This is a genomic window from Kitasatospora sp. NPDC059088 (assembly GCF_042738155.1).
In the GTDB taxonomy this organism is placed as follows: Bacteria; Actinomycetota; Actinomycetes; order Streptomycetales; family Streptomycetaceae; genus Kitasatospora.
In genome coordinates this window covers 1-694 of the sequence record NZ_JBHYGR010000185.1, presented here as the reverse complement: position 1 = coordinate 694, position 694 = coordinate 1, and the positions used below count along the sequence as shown (strand labels likewise).

At 73.1% G+C, this 694-nt stretch carries 1 pseudogene; it reads right to left on the bottom strand.

Annotated features, from left to right (window positions below):
• Positions 1 to 125: 125 nt before the first annotated feature.
• A pseudogene (locus ACFWXO_RS41795) lies at positions 126 to 694 on the bottom strand (hypothetical protein); the annotation flags it as partial.

The following is a 694-nucleotide window of genomic DNA, read 5'->3' as shown; positions in this document are numbered from 1 at the left end:
GAACGCGCCCGGGGGCGGGGTGCCCGCCGCGCGCCCCCCCCCGCCCCCCGCGCGCGCCCCCGGCGCGGGGCGGGGGGGGGTGGGCGGGGGCGGGGGACAGCCGGCTCGCCTTCGGAACTACTCGTCTAGCGGGGGGCGACCTTGGTGTTGGGCTGGGTCTTCTGGTTGTAGATCTCCTTGCCGTCCGCGTTGAAGGCGTGGACGTAGGCGTCCGGGGGGAAGGCCTTCGGGTCGGGACCGGCGGTGACGGCGGCCGCGTGGACGAACGCGCCGTCCGCCATGACGGCCGGGTACTGCGTCGGGTCGTCGCCGTAGCTGATGGTCACCTTGGCGACATCGGGCGTGTAGTGCCCGGCGCCCAGCGAGAGGACCTGCCCGCTGCCGGCCCGGGAGCTGAAACTGTCGAAGAACTCGATCCGGTGGCCGGCGCCCCACAGGCGGTCGTTGATGAACGTCGCGGGCACGGACCGGCTGGTGCCCTTGTCGCCCTTCGTCTCGCACTGCACGTACTGCTTCGCGGAGTCGACGGCCACGACCACGCCGTCGGTGTCCTGCGAGGCGACCGGAGTGCGGACCGCGATCACCGCGTGGTAGCGCGACGCGTCGGAACCCAGGCAGGAAGCCAGGATCCGGGCCACCGCCCCGGACTCGATCGGAACCGTCTTCGTACTCGTCACCGCAGAAGCAACCGGGG